Origin of the sequence: Pseudarthrobacter sp. lyk4-40-TYG-27 (assembly GCF_030209295.1) — a bacterium.
Lineage (GTDB): Bacteria > Actinomycetota > Actinomycetes > Actinomycetales > Micrococcaceae > Arthrobacter.
Genome location: NZ_JARVSH010000005.1, coordinates 1 through 15,866, shown reverse-complemented (window position 1 = coordinate 15,866; position 15,866 = coordinate 1). Strand labels below are relative to the sequence as shown.

At 66.3% G+C, this 15,866-nt stretch carries 15 protein-coding genes and 1 pseudogene; 10 read left to right on the top strand and 6 right to left on the bottom strand.

Annotated elements, in window-relative coordinates; translation table 11 throughout:
- Window positions 1-32: 32 nt before the first annotated feature.
- From QRM96_RS10765 to QRM96_RS10745, 5 genes are all read right to left on the bottom strand, one after another.
- Window positions 33-1,076: a LacI family DNA-binding transcriptional regulator gene (locus tag QRM96_RS10765; RefSeq protein ID WP_018760869.1), complete on the bottom strand. Its 1,044-nt coding sequence runs from the start codon at window positions 1,074-1,076 to the stop codon at window positions 33-35.
- Window positions 1,077-1,145: 69 nt separating this feature from the next.
- Window positions 1,146-2,096 carry a carbohydrate ABC transporter permease gene (locus QRM96_RS10760; protein ID WP_285319643.1) on the bottom strand — a complete coding sequence of 317 codons (951 nt, stop codon included), beginning with the start codon at window positions 2,094-2,096 and terminating at the stop codon, window positions 1,146-1,148.
- Complete coding sequence (locus QRM96_RS10755; protein WP_285319642.1) at window positions 2,096-2,983, bottom strand: carbohydrate ABC transporter permease; 888 nt, start codon at window positions 2,981-2,983, stop codon at window positions 2,096-2,098. The genes QRM96_RS10760 and QRM96_RS10755 overlap by 1 nt, the downstream gene beginning before the upstream one ends.
- 66 nt (window positions 2,984-3,049) lie before the next feature.
- Window positions 3,050-4,330: an ABC transporter substrate-binding protein gene (locus QRM96_RS10750; RefSeq protein WP_285319640.1), complete on the bottom strand. Its 1,281-nt coding sequence runs from the start codon at window positions 4,328-4,330 to the stop codon at window positions 3,050-3,052.
- A 265-nt stretch (window positions 4,331-4,595) separates the two neighbouring features.
- On the bottom strand, window positions 4,596-5,456 hold the full coding sequence (locus tag QRM96_RS10745) for a hypothetical protein (protein WP_285319639.1): 861 nt from the start codon (window positions 5,454-5,456) through the stop codon (window positions 4,596-4,598).
- 191 nt (window positions 5,457-5,647) lie between these two features.
- Between QRM96_RS10745 and QRM96_RS10740 the strand changes: the two genes are divergently transcribed.
- From QRM96_RS10740 to QRM96_RS10705, 8 genes are all read left to right on the top strand, one after another.
- Window positions 5,648-6,448, top strand: coding sequence for a hydroxypyruvate isomerase family protein (locus QRM96_RS10740; protein ID WP_285319638.1), 801 nt, complete (start codon window positions 5,648-5,650; stop codon window positions 6,446-6,448).
- Between the two features lie 50 nt (window positions 6,449-6,498).
- Entirely contained in the window at window positions 6,499-7,377 is an 879-nt protein-coding gene (locus tag QRM96_RS10735; protein WP_285319637.1) for a 2-hydroxy-3-oxopropionate reductase, read from the top strand.
- A gap of 158 nt (window positions 7,378-7,535) precedes the next feature.
- On the top strand, window positions 7,536-9,326 hold the full coding sequence (gene gcl, locus QRM96_RS10730; RefSeq protein ID WP_285319635.1) for a glyoxylate carboligase: 1,791 nt from the start codon (window positions 7,536-7,538) through the stop codon (window positions 9,324-9,326).
- 2 nt (window positions 9,327-9,328) lie between these two features.
- On the top strand, window positions 9,329-10,522 hold the full coding sequence (locus QRM96_RS10725) for a glycerate kinase (protein WP_285319634.1): 1,194 nt from the start codon (window positions 9,329-9,331) through the stop codon (window positions 10,520-10,522).
- Window positions 10,515-11,858, top strand: coding sequence for an allantoinase AllB (gene allB / locus QRM96_RS10720; protein WP_109045606.1), 1,344 nt, complete (start codon window positions 10,515-10,517; stop codon window positions 11,856-11,858). The genes QRM96_RS10725 and allB overlap by 8 nt, the downstream gene beginning before the upstream one ends.
- 9 nt (window positions 11,859-11,867) lie before the next feature.
- The gene (locus tag QRM96_RS10715; RefSeq protein ID WP_018760860.1) at window positions 11,868-12,518 is read left to right on the top strand and encodes a winged helix-turn-helix domain-containing protein; all 651 of its coding nucleotides are present in this window, start codon (window positions 11,868-11,870) and stop codon (window positions 12,516-12,518) included.
- A 79-nt stretch (window positions 12,519-12,597) separates the two neighbouring features.
- Window positions 12,598-13,077, top strand: a complete 480-nt coding sequence (bcp, locus tag QRM96_RS10710; RefSeq protein WP_018760859.1) for a thioredoxin-dependent thiol peroxidase — start codon at window positions 12,598-12,600, stop codon at window positions 13,075-13,077.
- 129 nt (window positions 13,078-13,206) lie between these two features.
- Window positions 13,207-13,779: a GNAT family N-acetyltransferase gene (locus tag QRM96_RS10705; protein WP_018760858.1), complete on the top strand. Its 573-nt coding sequence runs from the start codon at window positions 13,207-13,209 to the stop codon at window positions 13,777-13,779.
- 201 nt (window positions 13,780-13,980) lie between these two features.
- On the opposite strand, the gene QRM96_RS10700 is transcribed toward QRM96_RS10705, so the two are convergent.
- Window positions 13,981-14,262 carry a hypothetical protein gene (locus tag QRM96_RS10700; protein ID WP_285319631.1) on the bottom strand — a complete coding sequence of 94 codons (282 nt, stop codon included), beginning with the start codon at window positions 14,260-14,262 and terminating at the stop codon, window positions 13,981-13,983.
- A 257-nt stretch (window positions 14,263-14,519) separates the two neighbouring features.
- Between QRM96_RS10700 and QRM96_RS10695 the strand changes: the two genes are divergently transcribed.
- Together QRM96_RS10695 and QRM96_RS10690 are read left to right on the top strand one after the other, a co-directional pair.
- A complete protein-coding gene (locus QRM96_RS10695; protein ID WP_285319630.1) occupies window positions 14,520-15,635 on the top strand; it encodes a PP2C family protein-serine/threonine phosphatase in 1,116 nt (371 codons plus the stop codon).
- Window positions 15,632-15,866: pseudogene (locus QRM96_RS10690) on the top strand (cellulose synthase); the annotation flags it as partial. The gene QRM96_RS10695 and the pseudogene QRM96_RS10690, both read left to right, overlap by 4 nt.

The window sequence follows — 15,866 nt, the reverse complement described above, 5'->3', positions numbered from 1 at the left end:
GCGGTCCTCCGGGAAGTGGAAGGGTTGGCTGCTCAGTGGCGTGGGGCCGCGATGGAATCGCGGCGTACCAGCGGGCAGCCCAGGATGGTCGGATGCAGTGCCATGAGGGAAAGGTCCGTCTTCCCCTCGACAGCGTCAATCAGGTGTTCGGTTGCCCAGGCGCCCATCTCGTAATGGGGCAGTGCGACGGTGCTGAGGCCCGGGTGCAGGTTCGCGGCGATGAGTTCCTGGTCATCAAAGCCCACCACGGAGAGGTCGGACGGGATGGAAAGTCCCAGCTCCGCGGCGGCCCGGTAGGCGCCCATCGCCATGCGGTCGTTGTAGCAGAAGAGCCCGGTGGGGCGGTCGTCGCGGGCCAGGATGCGCAGGGCCGCTTCGTAACCGCCCTGGACCTCCGAGGCCGCCGCCTCCACGGGCGCCGTGCCGCCATCGAGCCCTGCCTCATCCAGTGCGGCCCGGAAGGCGTGGAGCCGTTGCCGTGTCGCCGGGACATCGTCGGTGTTGTTGAGGAAGCCCACGCGCGTGTGGCCGGCCTCGAGGAGCGCACCCACAGCCGCGCGTGCGCCACCTTCTTCGTCCGGAATCACGGCTGTGATGTTGCCGTCCGTGGCCACCGAGTCAACCAGGATGGAGGGCACGCTGCCCAGGTTCGCCGGCAGCTTCACGGTGCGGTGGTACATGGTGGCGTAGAGGATCCCGTCCACCCGGCGCTCCAGGAGGGCCTCAACATCGGCCTGCCTCGATTCGAGGCTGGCGGAACCGGAGGTGTTGATGATCATGAGGTTGTACCCCCGGGCCTTCGCGGCCTCATCGGCACCCAGGATGATCCGGCCGGCGTGGGGCGTGGTGGCGATATCCTCGCTCACCAGCCCAAGCATCCCGGTCCGCTGGGTCCGGAGGGCCTGCGCAAGCCGGTTGGGGCCATAACCCAGCTGCTCGGCGGCGGACCGGACCTTGTCCCTGGTTTCGGGGCTGATCCGGGCATAGGAAACCTCGTTGAGGACGTGGGAAACAGTCGTCACGGACACGCCGGCGGCTACGGCCACGTCCTTGATCCCGATGTTCCTGTTACTCATCTGCGTCCCACGTCCTTATGGTTGGTGATGCCCCTGGGGGTTACCAGTAGGCTACTCGTTGCTGGTGGTCTAACCCTTGACGGCGCCGAGCGTCATGCCCGCCACGATCTTGCGCTGCAGCAGCAGGGTCAAAAGGATGACCGGGATGGAGTAGACGGCGGCCAAAGCCGTCATGGAACCCCAGTCCAGGCCAAATTGGGTCTGGAAGTTCGCGATGACCACGGGCGTTGTCTGGGAACGGATGGCCGTCATCAACAGGGCGAAAAGGAACTCGTTCCAGGACGCCAGGAAGGCGAAGATCGCGGTGACGGCGACACCGCCGGACACCACGGGGATCACCACCCGCCACAACGCGCCCAGCCTGCTGCAGCCATCCACCGTGGCAGCTTCTTCCAGGTCTTTGGGCACCGCCTCGAAGAAGCTGGACATGAGCCAGATCGAGAGCGGCAGCGAGATGGTGGTGTGCGCGATGGACAGGGCGATGGGGGTATCGGCAAGGCCCAGTGACGCCATCATGGACGCCAGCGGGATGCCGATGGCCACCGGGGGCACCATCCGGGTCACCAGCGCGGCCATGATGAAGATCCGGCCGCTAAGGGTCTTGTACCGGGTGATGCCATAGGCCGCCGGTACCGCCAGCACAAGGGAAAGCAGCGTGCTGATCACCGCGGTCTGGATGCTGTTGATGAACGAGGCCGGGACTCCGTTCCGGCCCAGGGCATTGGCGTAGTTCTCCAGGGTCCACTCCCTGGGGAGGATCGTGGGTGGAACCGCAATGGTGTCGATGGGGGTCTTGAACGACGTGAACAGCAGATACAGGAAGGGGAAGCCGTACAGCACCATGGCCGCCGCGAGCAGGATCCAGAGCAGGGTGCGGGTCCCTCGCCTGCCGGCTTCCAGTCCTTCCCGGTTGACGCCGCGCCGTTTGCGGGGCTGGACGGTGCCGGTCTGCGCCGAAGGTGCCGGCGCCGCCTTATGCCGCGTTCCGCCGTCGTACGTGATTCGTTCTGCGGTGCTCATCAGGTGTCCTTTCCGGGCCGCCAGATGGTGGCCACCGCGAAGAATGCGACGGCGAGCATCGCCAGCAGGTAGATGGTGCCCATGGCACTGGCCAGGCCCGGATCGCCAAAGCGGATCATGGTGCGGTAGATCAACAGGCTCATGGTCTCGGAGGCCGACTGCGGGCCGCCGTTGGTCTGGATGAGGATGGTGTCGAAGGCCCGGGCAGCGTCAATGCCCCGGACCACGAGAGCCACGGCGATGACCGGCCGGAGGAGGGGAAGGATGATCCGGAACAGGAGCGCGGGGGCGCGGGCACCGTCCAGCCGGGCCGCCTCGATGAGGTCCCCCGGAATGTTCTGCAGTCCGGCGAAGAGCACCAGGCACATGAACGACGTGGTGAGCCAGATGTCCGGGATCGCCACCGAAAAGAGCACGATGTTTGGGTCCGACAGCCAGCCGATCTGGTTGGGGTCGGAGAGGATGCCGGCTTGGTGCAGGAGGGTGCCAATGAGCCCGAAGTTGTCGATCATCAGGAACTTCCACAGCAGGCCGGCCACGATCGGGGCAATCATGAGCGGATACATGAATACGGTCCGCCAAATCTGGGAGCTCCTGCCCAGCATGGTGAAGAGCAGTGCCATGCCAAGGCCAAGTGCGAATTCGAGCGTGACCACAACCAGTGTGTAGGCCAGCGTCCGCCATCCGGCGCCGGTAAAGGCCTCGGAGGCGAAGGCCCGGACGTAGTTGTCCAGGCCCACAAAGTCGCGGGGGCCGCCGGCGATCGGGGAGATCTTGAAAAAGCTGTCCGCGACAAGGCGGAACAGCGGGAAGGCAACAAAAACTGCCAGGAACAGCGCCGCTGGTGTCATCAGGAACAATGCGAAGCGGCGATCGGAGATACGCACGGTTTTCTCTTCCGCTGGTTGGGGCCGCGGCCGGCGCCGGTAGTTCAGGCGCCGGCCGCGGGGGTCTTACTTAAGGAGATCCTCGATCTGCTTCTTGGCATCGGCGAGGAGGGTTGCGGAGTCACCACCGGCAACAGCCTTCTGAAGCATGGGAACCAGAACGGTGTCCACGATCTGCTGCCACTTCTCGGTAGCAGGTCGCGTGGCAGTGGCCTTGCCGTTGAGGGTTTCAATCAGTGGCTTGAAGCTCTCGTAGCCGGGCATGTCCTGGTACTTCTCGAAGGCAGAGATGCGCGCGGCCAGGCCCAGGTTGGATTCGATGCCTTTGTCGTTGTAGTCGTAGGCGCACTTCACGAATTTCTTGGCGGCGTCCGCGTTCTTGGTGGCCTTCGGGACGGTCAGGTACCAGGGTCCGGGGACGCCGCCGATGCCGGCCGAGCCGGCGATCATCGGGGCAGCACCAACCTTGCCTGCAACCGGGGAGTCCTTGGGGATCTGGCGGTAGGCGTGGGCCCAGAACCGGGTCATGGCGGTCTTGCCCTGGTTGAACAGGTTTTGCGCGGCAGCCCAGTCCACCTGGGCGGCCCCGGACGGGGCGTCCTTGACCAGGCTGGTGTAGAAGTCCAGGGCTTCCTTGTTGGCGGCGTTGTCGATGACCACCTTGTTGTTAGCGTCCAGCACCATGGGCGAGCCGGCCTGCAGCACGTGGGCGAGCCATTCGGTTTCCACGCCGCCCTTCACGTCCGTACCGAACATGCCGTCCTTGGTGAAGAACGCGGAAATGTCCTGGTACTGCTTCCAGGTGGTGGGAGCCGCCAGGTCGTAACCGTACTTCGCTTTGAAATCGGCCTTGTTCTTGGCATCTTCGAAAAGATCCTTGCGGTAAAGGATGATCTCGGCGTTCGTCCAGGCGGGCATGCCGATGAAGTGGCCGTCAACGTTGGCTTCCTTCACCAAGGCCGGAAAGATATCCTTTTTGGCTTCATCGGTAAAGAGTTCGTCGATGGGCTGGACCGCGTCCTTGAAGCTGGGGAGCCAGACTGAGTCCAGGGCGGCGACGTCGAAGGAAACGTTGCCGGAGGAAAATTCGCTGGAGAGCCGGTTGAACATGCCGTCATAGGGCAGTTCGACGAAGTTGACGTCGACGCCGGCTTCCTTCTTGCACTGTTCGGCGACGCCGGTCAGCTCTGCGTGGCCGCCGGCTTCGACCAGGACGTTGACCGTGTTGGTGCCGGCACTTCCCGACGTGGCGGCCGGGCCCCCTGCGCCGCACCCGGAGGCGACCAGGGCGACAGCGGTGCAGATGCCGCCGATGGCGAGCCTGTTGATGAATTTACGAGTGGACATCGCTGTCGACTCACTTTCTCTCGAACGGAATGGTGAGAATGAGCTTGGGGTGAAAAATCGTTTTGCCAAAACGACTTGGCAACACTGTAGGACCCCATTCCGTGGAGTGTCAAGTGTCACACCAGCTGGAAATTCGGCCATTGACGCAGCTCGGGATCCGGACCTAGTGTGGTTCTCACTGCCGAGAAGAATCGTTTTGGCGTGAGTTGGCAGGTCGGCTGCAGCGCACGTCAACTACCAAAGACGCGCCCACATGGAAGCTCCGTCAGGCAGCCACCGGCACCACGAGGAGGTACCCGGCCGGCAGTCCGCTGCTCCAGCGCCGCGGCTCGCGGATCACGAACTGCGTCGCCAGCTGCTCGGGACTGAGCAGGCTGTTGGGCGCCGGCGAAGGCCCCCACTGCGTGCTGCCGTAGGGATAGAGGGGATCAAGGACGTGGATGCCCGTGACGGAGAAGTCGGCGAACTGCCGGGGGTCGCCCAGCGACTCAAAGCCGCTCATCACCCAAGCATGGCGGCCACTCCACATGACCAGCCCCACCGGCCTTCCCGTCTCCGCCATGGCGCGCGCGGCAGTGCGGAGCGCCTCGCCATAGTCCGGGATGCTGACCACCCGATAGGGACCCATTCCCGATTCGGTCAGCACTTGCGCCCAGCCATAGGGGTTGGCGCCATTGAACGAGTCGGACGAGCGGGCGCGGGCCATCTCCCACAAATCGCTTTGCTGCGCCCTGTCCGCCCAGCCGCTTCCCCCCATGTCGTCGATGAGGTTATGGGCCATCTGGATGCTCGCGGCAACACACCAGTCGAAGGTGTACTGGGGAACGAAGTCACCTTCCCGATACAGGTTCAGGGTGAAGGGCTGCGGAGCCGGTGCAGGCGGAGCCGGGGTCGGCTCGGCAGCCAGTGAAGAACCAGGCGTCGATGCCGTCGCGGGCGCAGGCGGCGGAGTCGGGGCGTCGCCGGCCTCCGCCACCGCCAGGCCGGCAGACGCCGTTCCGGATGGTGCAGCCGTTGACACAGGCTCCGTAGCCGCCTCCGGAAGGCCCGTCGTCTGCGTGCAGGCCGCAAGGAATCCGGCCAGGGCGACAACCCAAGCCAAAACGCGCAGGCGGGCACCGGCCATGATCGATTGACTCCATCCCTGAGGAGCGGGCTTACCTCCCTCCAGTGTCCTGCCCACGGCGCCCCTTGACTACCCCACCCCAGGATCCCTACACTTTTCATAAAGCAGAATCTAAATTCCACAAAGCGGAAACGGTGAAGGCCCGGAAGCAAGGGAAGATAGATCAAAGCCCCTCCTCGGAAGGACCTACGATGACGTACACAGTGAACTGCTCCATCCTCCTTACGGAGCTGCCCCTGCTCGAGCGCCCGGCGGCCGCCAAGGCAGCCGGCTTCGACGCCGTCGAATTCTGGTGGCCCTTCGAAACCTCCGTCCCGGCCGACAGCGAGATCACGAAGTTCGAGAACGCCATCACGGATGCCGGCGTCCAGCTCACCGGCCTGAACTTCAACGCCGGCAACATGCCCGCCGGTGACCGCGGCCTGGTTTCCTGGAAGGGACGCTGCTCCGAGTTCAAGGACAACATCGACGTCGTCACAGGCATCGGCGAACGCCTGGGCTGCAAGGCCTTCAACGCCCTCTATGGCAACCGGCAGGACGAATTCACCCCTGAGGAGCAGGACGAGCTCGCCGTCAAGAACCTGGCGGCGGCAGCTCAAGGGGTCGCCCGGATCGGCGGCACCGTCCTCCTCGAACCGGTCAGCGGCGCACCCAAATACCCGCTCCTCACCGCCAACGACGCACTCAACGTCATCTCCCGCGTCAAGGAAGAGACCGGCGCCGGGAACATCAAGCTCCTCGCCGACTTCTACCACCTGGCCGTCAACGGCGACGACGTCGAATCCGTCATCGAAAAGCACGCCAAGGACTTCGGCCACATCCAAATCGCTGACAACCCCGGCCGTGGCGCCCCGGGCACCGGCACCCTCCCCTTGGGGGAATGGATCGCCCGCAGCCGCGAACTCGGATACCAGGGGTACATCGGCCTCGAGTACAAGGAACCACAGGAAACCGCCTTCAGCTGGGCCATCCGCGAACACGTCGTCCGGTAACCACCGCCGCACACACGCAAGACCCCCAAGACTTCAGAAAGAGAACCATCATGAGCAACGTCGCAGTCATCGGACTCGGAATCATGGGCCTGCCCATGGCCATCAACCTGGTCGAGGCCGGCCACTCCGTCACCGGTTTCAACCGCAGCCAGGACAAGATTGACAAACTGGTCTCCGAGGGCGGCACGGGCGCCTCGAGCATCGCGGACGCCGTCAAGGATGCCGACGTCGTCATCACCATGGTGCCGGACTCCCCCGACGTTGAAGGTGTGGTCAGCGGCAAGGACGGCGTCTTCGCCAACGCCAAGCAGGGCGCCCTGTGGATCGACGCCTCCAGCATCCGTCCCGACGTCGCCGTCCGCCTCGCCGCAGACGCCAAGGAAGCCGGCATCCGCCCCCTCGACGCCCCGGTCTCCGGCGGCGAACAGGGCGCCATCGACGCCGTCCTCTCCATCATGGTGGGCGGCGACAAGGCAGACTTCGACGACGCCCAGGACGTCCTGAACGCCGTCGGCAAGACCATCGTGCACGTGGGACCCTCCGGCTCCGGCCAGACCGTCAAAGCTGCAAACCAGCTGATCGTCGCGGTCAACATCGAGGTCCTCGGCGAAGCCATCGCCTTCCTCGAGGCCTACGGCGTGGACACCGACGCCGCCCTCAAGGTCCTCGGCGGCGGCCTGGCCGGCTCAAAAGTCCTGGAGCAGAAGGGCCAGAAGATGCTGGACCGCAACTTCGACCCCGGCTTCCGCCTGGCCCTGCACCACAAGGACCTGGGCATCGTCACCTCCGCCGCCCGCGAAGCCAACGTGGCCATCCCGCTCGGCGCCATCGCCGCACAGCTCGTCGCCGCCACCGTCAACCAGGGCGACGGCGCACTGGACCACTCCGGACTCTTCAAGCAGGTCCTCCAGCTCAGCGGCCGGAAGTAGCCACTCCCCGCGCAGCCGGGACAAAAAGCGCGGAAACAAGCACTTAAGCGGGGAGCCCGCCGTCGTGGATTACGACGGCGGTCCCCCCACCACACCCAAAAACAGGTTTCGACAGGCTCAACCACCGGGCCCGACCACAAGCTTTCAAGGAGCACCCCATGAGCAAGATGCGTACCGTTGATGCAGCGGTAGCCATCCTGGAAAAGGAAGGCGCCATCGAGGCGTTCGGCCTGCCAGGCGCTGCCATCAACCCCTTCTACTCGGCCATGCGCGCCCACGGCGGCATCCGCCACACCCTTGCCCGCCACGTCGAAGGCGCCAGCCACATGGCCGACGGCTTCAGCCGCGCCAAGGACGGCAACATCGGCATCTGCATCGGCACCTCCGGCCCAGCCGGCACCGACATGGTCACCGGCCTCTACGCCGCCTGGGCCGACTCCATCCCCATGCTCTGCATCACCGGCCAGGCACCCGTGGCCAAGCTGCACAAGGAAGATTTCCAGGCCGTGGACATCGAGTCCATCGCCAAGCCCGTCACCAAGATGGCCATGACCATCCTGGAGCCCGGCCAGGTTCCGGGCGCCTTTCAGAAGGCCTTCCAGCTGATGCGCTCCGGCCGCCCCGGCCCGGTTCTCCTGGACTTGCCCATCGACGTGCAAATGGCCGAGATCGAGTTCGACATCGATACCTACGAGCCGCTGCCTGTCGAGAAGCCGAAGGCCTCCCGCAAGCAGCTGGAAAAGGCCCTTGACATGCTCCTCGCCGCCAAGCACCCGCTGATCGTGGCCGGCGGCGGCATCATCAACGCCGGCGCCTCCGCGCAGCTGGTGGAGCTGGCAGAGACCCTCAACGTTCCCGTCATCCCCACCCTGATGGGCTGGGGCACCATTCCGGATGACCACCAGCTGATGGCCGGCATGGTGGGCCTGCAGACCAGCCACCGCTACGGCAATGAGAACTACCTGCAGAGCGACTTCGTGATCGGCATCGGCAACCGCTGGGCCAACCGCCACACCGGCGGCCTGGAGACCTACACGGCGGGCCGCACGTTCGTGCACATCGACATCGAGCCCACGCAGATCGGCCGCGTCTTCTCGCCGGACCTGGGCATCGCGTCCGACGCCGGCGCGGCGCTGGCAGGGCTGGTTGAGCTCGCCAAGGAACGGGCTGCTGCCGGTTCCCTGCCGGACTACAGCGCCTGGGTTGCCGAATGCCAGGACCGCAAGGCCTCGCTGCACCGCAAGACCCACTTCGAGAACATCCCCATCAAGCCGCAGCGCGTATACGAGGAGATGAACAAGTCCTTCGGCCGCGACACCACGTACGTGTCCACCATCGGACTGTCCCAGATCGCAGGCGCGCAGATGCTGCACGTCTTCGGCCCGCGCAAGTGGATCAACGCCGGCCAGGCAGGCCCCCTGGGATGGACCGCCCCGGCAGCCCTCGGCGTCGCCCGCTCCAACCCGGAGCAGACCGTGGTGGCCCTGTCCGGCGACTACGACTTCCAGTTCATGATCGAGGAACTGGCCGTGGGCGCGCAGTTCAACCTCCCGTACATCCACGTGGTGGTGAACAACTCCTACCTGGGCCTGATCCGCCAGTCCCAGCGCGGCTTCAACATGGAGCAGAACGTGTCCCTGGCGTTCGAGAACATCAACAGCGCGCACCTGTCCGAGGACACCCGCGGCTACGGCGTGGACCACCTGAAGGTGGCCGAAGGCCTGGGCTGCAAGGCCGTCCGTGTGGAGGATCCCAGCGACCTCGCCGCCGCCTTCGACAAGGCCAAGGCTTTGATGGGCGAGTTCCAGGTTCCCGTGGTGGTGGAAGTGATCCTCGAGAAGGTCACCAACATCTCCATGGGCGTGGAAATCAACGCCGTGAACGAGTTCGAGGAACTGGCAGAGTCCGCCGCTGACGCCCCCACCGCCATCCTGGCACTGCAGGCGTAACCATGCAGATCGTGATTGCCCCGGACAAGTTCAAGGGATCCCTGTCCGCCCCGGAGGTGTGCAGGTTCCTCGAAAAGGGCCTGCAGCGCGGAGCCGGCGGCAACCTTGACGTCGTCCGGATTCCGGTGGCCGACGGCGGCGAGGGCACCCTCGACGCCGCCGTCGGCTCCGGCTTCACCCGCCGCACGGCAACGGTCACCGGCCCCACCGGCCAGCCGGTGGAAGCGGACTTCGCCGTCCGCGGGCACGAAGCGGTCATCGAGATGGCCACCGCATCCGGGCTCGCCCTGGTACCGCGGACCAGCAAGGGCGCCCGGCCGGACGCGGCAGCAGCCACCACGGCGACGTCCCTGGGGACCGGCCAGCTGATCCGGGCAGCATTGGACGCCGGCTGCCGCCGCATCGTACTCGGCGTTGGGGGCAGCGCGAATACCGACGGCGGCGCGGGACTCCTGCAGGGACTCGGCGCCCGTCTCCTGGACAGCAGGAACAACGAACTCCCACCCGGCGGCGCAGCCCTCGCCAACCTGCACAGCATCGATTTCACCCACTTTGAACCGCGCTTGGTGGACACCCGCTTCGTGCTGGCATCCGACGTCGACAACCCGCTGCTGGGCGCCCAGGGCGCCGCGGCGGTCTTCGGCCCGCAAAAAGGTGCCACCCCACAAGACGTCGGCATGCTCGACGCCGCCCTGGCCAGGTTTGTCGAAGTCCTGGCCAGGGAAATCGGATTCCGCGCCGTCAAGGCCGCCGAGGCTCCCGGAGCCGGGGCGGCCGGCGGCGTGGGCTACGCCGCCATCGCCGTCCTGGCCGCAACGCGGCGGCCGGGCATCGACGTCGTCCTCGAATTCACGGAACTGGCGGACCGCCTGGCCGGCGCCGACCTGGTCATTACCGGCGAGGGCAGCCTGGACGAACAAAGCCTGCTCGGCAAGACCCCCATGGGTGTTGCCCGGGCCGCGGCGGCGCAAGGCGTTCCGGTCGTCGCCGTCTGCGGCCGGACCACCCTGGACCACGGGCAGGCGTCGGCCGCAGGATTCGACGATGTTTACGCTTTGACGGCGCTCGAATCAGATGTAAACAGGTGCATAGCAGAGGCAGGGCCGCTGCTGGAGCAGCTGGGCACCCAAATCAGTGCGGGGCTGGCGGCCAACAGGCCTGCCACCGCAAGTACCAAGGAGGACCTCCGTGTCTGAAGAACGTTTTGACCTCGTCATCCGGGGCCGGCGCATCCTGACCACCGCCGGGATTGCCCCACGCGAGGTGGGCGTCCGCAACGGCAGGATCGTGGCCCTCGAACCGCTCGGCAACGGCCTTGCCGGCGCCGAAGTCATCGAACTGGCTGATGACGAAACGCTGCTCCCGGGCCTGGTGGACACGCACGTCCACGTCAACGAGCCCGGCCGCACCGAATGGGAGGGCTTCGCGTCCGCCACCCGGGCCGCGGCAGCCGGCGGGGTGACCACCATCATCGACATGCCGCTGAACTCCGTCCCGCCCACCACCACGGTGGAAAACCTCAAGCTCAAGCGCGAGGTGGCCGAGGACCAGGCGTTCATCGACGTCGGATTCTGGGGTGGCGCCATCCCCGGCAACAAGGCCGACCTGCGCCCCCTGCACGATGAGGGCGTCTTCGGCTTCAAGTGCTTCCTCCTGCACTCCGGCGTGGACGAGTTCCCGCACCTGGACGCGGACGAGATGGAAGAGGACATGGCCGAGCTGAAGTCCTTCGACTCGCTCATGATCGTCCATGCCGAGGACTCGCACGCCATCGACCGTGCCCCGCACCCCGGCGGCGACCACTACTCCACCTTCCTGGCCTCCCGCCCGCGCGGCGCCGAGAACAAGGCCATCGCGGAAGTCATCGAACGGGCCCGCTGGACGGGCGCCCGGGCACACATCCTGCACCTGTCGTCGTCGGACGCACTGCCCATGATCGCCAGCGCCAAGCGCGACGGCGTCAAGCTCACCGTGGAGACGTGCCCGCACTACCTGACCCTGATGGCGGAGGAAATCCCGGACGGCGCCACCGCCTATAAGTGCTGCCCGCCCATCCGGGAGGCCTCCAACCGGGAGCTCCTCTGGGAGGGGCTGCAGGACGGCACCATCGACTGCATCGTCTCTGACCACTCCCCCTCCACCCTGGACCTGAAGGACCTGGAGAACGGCGACTTCGCCGTCGCCTGGGGCGGCGTCTCCTCGCTGCAGCTGGGCCTGTCCCTGATCTGGACCGAGGCGCGGCAGCGCGGCATCCCGCTGGAGCAGGTAGTGTCCTGGATGGCTGAAAAGCCCGCCAACCTGGCCCGCCTCGGCAACAAGGGCCAGCTGGCCCTTGGCTACGACGCCGACTTCGCCGTCTTCGCCCCGGACGAGGCTTTCGTGGTGGACGTCTCCAAGCTCAAGCACAAGAACCCCATCACTCCCTATGACGGCAAGGCCCTGTCCGGCGTGGTCCGCAAGACCTTCCTCCGCGGCGCCGTGGTGGACGGCCAGACCCCCACGGGCAAGCTGATCCGCCGCGGCGGCGTATAAGGACCGGCCATGGCAGTGGAAGCCCATCATCCGCGGCCGGCTGCCGCGCACCAGGTTCCAGCCAGGCGGGCCACCGCTTACGGGCTGGCCCTGTGGGTGGTTCCAGCTGAGGGCGCGAGCCCGGAACTCCTGCGCCACGCCGCCCGCATGGTCCTCGCCAAAGCCCTGCAAACTGCTCCGGAGGCGGAAGTCCATTGGCCTGCCGCCGGAGCCCCCACGTCCGCCGCGGAGGGAGCCGCAAACCACTCCTCCCGCACTCCCTCCGCGGCGGAGGACCCGTGCCCGGCACAGCCGGGGGACGACGACGGCACCCTGCTCCCGCCGTCGGCCGGGCCCGTCAGCCGGGTGGCCGTTGACCTCGCGGCCGATGCCGTCCTGCTGGACGGGACGCCGGTGGCCCTCACCGGCGTCGAATACAAGGTGCTGCACTACCTGGTGACCCACCTGTCCCGCACGGTAGGCCGGGAGGAACTGCAACAGTTCCTGGAGTCCCTGGCCTTTCCCGGCGCCACTGCACGGTCCATCGACGTGTACGTGGGGAGGATCCGCAGGAAACTGGGCAATGCCCGCCATGCCGTGGCCACCGTTCGCGGCGGCGGCTACCAGTTTGTTGCCGGTCCGCACGCAACCGTTCGGGGTCCGGCGGAATACTGCATATGACGCAGGAGTTGTATCACCAAGCGGCAAACCGCTTCACTGGATGTTTGGCCATCACTGACCAGTCTTACAAAGGAACGCCATGAGCCCCACCCTGACCACCAAGCTTCAGCCCGGCACGCCGGCTCCTGAGTTCACCCTCCGGGACGCCCAAGGCCGGGAGACCTCGTTGGCCGATTACCGTGGCAAGAACGTCATCGTGTACTTCTACCCCAAAGCCGCCACTCCCGGCTGCACCACCGAGGCCTGCGACTTCCGCGACAGCCTGTCCTCCCTGCAGGGCAAGGGCTACGAGGTTGTCGGCGTCTCCCCCGACGCCCAGGAGGCCCTGGCCGGCTTCACCGGTGATTTCTCCCTGACCTTCCCCCTGCTCTCAGACCCCGACCACACTGTCGCCCTGGCCTACGGAGCCTGGGGCGAGAAGCTGGTCAACGGCGAAATCCACGAAGGAATCGTCCGCTCCACCGTAGTGGTGGACCCCGAAGGCAAGGTCACCCTGGCCCAATACCAGGTGCAGGCCGACGGGCACGTCGCCCGCCTGAAGGAAGCCCTCGGCATCTAGACCTGCCTCCGCTTCCCGCAGCTGTTTCCCGAACGCCCCTGCACGTGGTGCAAGGGCGTTCGGCGTTCCCGGGACGGCACTTCCCCGGGTGCGTTGCCTGCGGCCGGCAGCCGGTGGAAGGATGGCGGGATGGCCATCGAGGTACGCCCGGCAACGGTTTTCGAGGACGTCAGGACCATGGTGGGGCCCAAGCGCCCTGACGCGACGGTCTGCTGGTGCCTGAGCTACCGGATCCCGTCCCAGCAGAACGTCGCGCTGCGCGCTGAGGAACGTGGCGCGCTGGTTAAGGAATTGGTGGCCCAGGACCCGCCGCCGGGGGTCCTGGCGTACGACGGCGGCGAGGTGGTTGGATGGGCCGCGGTCCACCCCCGTGCGGACACCAGCTTCGCCCGGAACCGGAAAATTCCGCACGTGGACGGACTGGACGCCTGGTCCGTGTGGTGCCTGCGAGTCCGTCCCGGACACCGCGGCAAGGGCATCTCGCACGTCCTCCTGGCCGGGGCGGTGGAAATGGCCCGCTCCTACGGGGCGCCCGCCATTGAGGGGTATCCGGTGGACAACGGCGGCAGCAAAGTGGACCTCACCATGGCCTACGTGGGCACCCGCAAACTCTTCGAAGACGCCGGGTTCGCCAAGGCCGCGGAAACGGACTCGGTGCTCAATGGCTTCCCTCGTGTCCTGATGAGGCTGGCGCTGCCCTGAACCTTCCCGGCCCGGGACCCGGAAGTGGCAGGTGCTACTTGCGGCGCCAGTACTTCCCCCAGTCAACCTCCATGGCCCACAACGCCAACAACAGCGCGTCCATGGTCATGAGTCCCGCCAAAAGGTACGCCCAGCCTGCCAACACGCCCACTGCAATCTCCTGACTATCCCCAGCCAATCGATTGCTGCTAAGTCTGGCACCTACAGCGCCGCTAAGGAATGCCCGCTTCCCGCAGTCTTTAAGAGATTCGCGAACCTGCTGTGGGCCTCGGTCTCCACCTTGAGCCGCCGGGTCAGCTTCTCCACGTGCCGGGACATCTCCTCCCCCACGGGGAGGCGGTCGCCGGGCCATCTCGAAACTTCCCGCGATTCGGCGAGCGCCTGCTCCAGGTCCTTGGCCGCGGCCCGCACTTTCCGTGCGTGGAAGTACAGGCGGATCAGGGCCCTGGCCTTGTCCGCCCCTCTGTTCCTGACGTCTTCCATGGGCTTCCCCGCCTTCCGCAAGCTGTACAGTCTCCGCGCGGTCGTCGTCGTATCCTGATGCCCGGAAGCTGCTGCGTTCCTTCGAGTGTGCGCGGGCTTCCTCAACGTCTCGGCAAGCAGGTGCCAAGATTTCCGCAAGATCTGCTGGGTGCCCCGCGGCTGGGCGGAAGGACCGGAAACCGCCCTGTCAGCCAAGTCACCGGAAACTGTGAAGCATAAGACATGCCCTGTGCGGCTTAATACGGTTAAGTAGAGCTATGGTCTCTCCCTCCGAATCCCGCCGTGCGGTGGTCATCGAAGATGACCCGGACATTCGCGGCCTGCTGGTCCGTGTCCTGGCGAAGCAGGGCTTCGATGTCACCCACGCCGGAGCCGGCCTGCCGGGGGTGGAAGAAGTCCGCCTCCGCAAGCCCGATCTGGTGACCCTGGACCTGAACCTCCCCGACCTCGATGGTCTGGAAGTGTGCAAACTCCTGCGCGAATTCTCCGACGCATTCATCGTGATGCTCACGGCACGGGCCGACGAACTGGACAAGCTGACAGGCCTGGACAACGGCGCCGATGAATACATCAGCAAGCCGTTCAGCCCACGGGAGCTGCAGTCCCGCATCAACGCACTGTTCCGGCGCCGGCCCTCCGCTGCCGCCGAATCCGCGGCCCGGGGCGAGCTGGAACGCGCCACCGAGGTACAGCAGAGCCTGCTGCCCAAGGAGGACATCCGGATGGACGGCTATGACGTGGCCGGCATCTTCCGCCCCTCGCGCAACGTGGGCGGCGACTTTTACGACTGGTACCAGACGCCCGAAGGTCTCCACCTGACGTTCGCGGACGCCATGGGCAAGGGGATGGGCGCCGCCCTGATCGCGGCCACCGTCCGGGCCGTCATGCGCTCCACCGGCCAGCAGCAGGACCTCGACGCCGGTTTCGCCTCCGCCAGTAAGGCGATCGCCACGGACCTGGATTCCTCAAACTCATTCGTGACCCTGTTCCATGCCCGGCTCGACGCATCCTCCGGAAAGGTCAGCTACGTCGACGCCGGACACGGCCTGGCGCTGCACGTCCAGCCCGTCGGGCCTGCGGCACGCCTTCCTTCCGGCGGACCACCGGTGGGCGCATGGCCCGGGACACAGTGGCCGCATGCGGAACTGGAGCTGGCCCCCGGGGACACCCTGGTGGTGGTCAGTGACGGCGTCCTGGACGTCTTCGCATCGGTGGAGGACTTCACCGACGCCGTCCGGGCGGCCACGCAGTCCGCCGGCTCCGCGCATGAGGCCAGCAACGCCATCCTGGCCCTGGCGCCGGCCGACACCGCGGAGGATGACGTCACTGTGGTCGTGGTCCGCCGGCTGCCCGCAGAGGACGCGGCCGCATGACCCGTTTCTGGACCCGCCTGGTGGTGGTCCTCACCGTCCTGACAGGCCTGAACTACATCGCCTGGCGCTGGATGTCCTCCCTGAACTGGGACGCGTGGTGGATCGCGCTGCCGCTGGTGGCCGCAGAAACCTACAGCCTCATCGACGTCATGCTCTTCGGGATGACCGTGTGGAACCTGAAGATCCGCAAGGGCGCCCCGCCGCCGCCCCATGACGCCACCGTTGACGTCT

What these genes read in the sequence shown, in the direction of transcription:
- QRM96_RS10765 (WP_018760869.1), bottom strand. Translation starts at nt 1,076, where the DNA reads ATGAGTAACAGGAACATCGGGATCAAGGACGTGGCCGTAGCCGCCGGC.
- QRM96_RS10760 (WP_285319643.1), bottom strand. Translation starts at nt 2,096, where the DNA reads ATGAGCACCGCAGAACGAATCACGTACGACGGCGGAACGCGGCATAAG.
- QRM96_RS10750 (WP_285319640.1), bottom strand. Translation starts at nt 4,330, where the DNA reads ATGTCCACTCGTAAATTCATCAACAGGCTCGCCATCGGCGGCATCTGC.
- QRM96_RS10745 (WP_285319639.1), bottom strand. Translation starts at nt 5,456, where the DNA reads ATGGCCGGTGCCCGCCTGCGCGTTTTGGCTTGGGTTGTCGCCCTGGCC.
- QRM96_RS10740 (WP_285319638.1), top strand. Translation starts at nt 5,648, where the DNA reads ATGACGTACACAGTGAACTGCTCCATCCTCCTTACGGAGCTGCCCCTG.
- QRM96_RS10735 (WP_285319637.1), top strand. Translation starts at nt 6,499, where the DNA reads ATGAGCAACGTCGCAGTCATCGGACTCGGAATCATGGGCCTGCCCATG.
- gcl (WP_285319635.1), top strand. Translation starts at nt 7,536, where the DNA reads ATGAGCAAGATGCGTACCGTTGATGCAGCGGTAGCCATCCTGGAAAAG.
- QRM96_RS10725 (WP_285319634.1), top strand. Translation starts at nt 9,329, where the DNA reads ATGCAGATCGTGATTGCCCCGGACAAGTTCAAGGGATCCCTGTCCGCC.
- QRM96_RS10715 (WP_018760860.1), top strand. Translation starts at nt 11,868, where the DNA reads ATGGCAGTGGAAGCCCATCATCCGCGGCCGGCTGCCGCGCACCAGGTT.
- bcp (WP_018760859.1), top strand. Translation starts at nt 12,598, where the DNA reads ATGAGCCCCACCCTGACCACCAAGCTTCAGCCCGGCACGCCGGCTCCT.
- QRM96_RS10705 (WP_018760858.1), top strand. Translation starts at nt 13,207, where the DNA reads ATGGCCATCGAGGTACGCCCGGCAACGGTTTTCGAGGACGTCAGGACC.
- QRM96_RS10700 (WP_285319631.1), bottom strand. Translation starts at nt 14,262, where the DNA reads ATGGAAGACGTCAGGAACAGAGGGGCGGACAAGGCCAGGGCCCTGATC.
- QRM96_RS10695 (WP_285319630.1), top strand. Translation starts at nt 14,520, where the DNA reads ATGGTCTCTCCCTCCGAATCCCGCCGTGCGGTGGTCATCGAAGATGAC.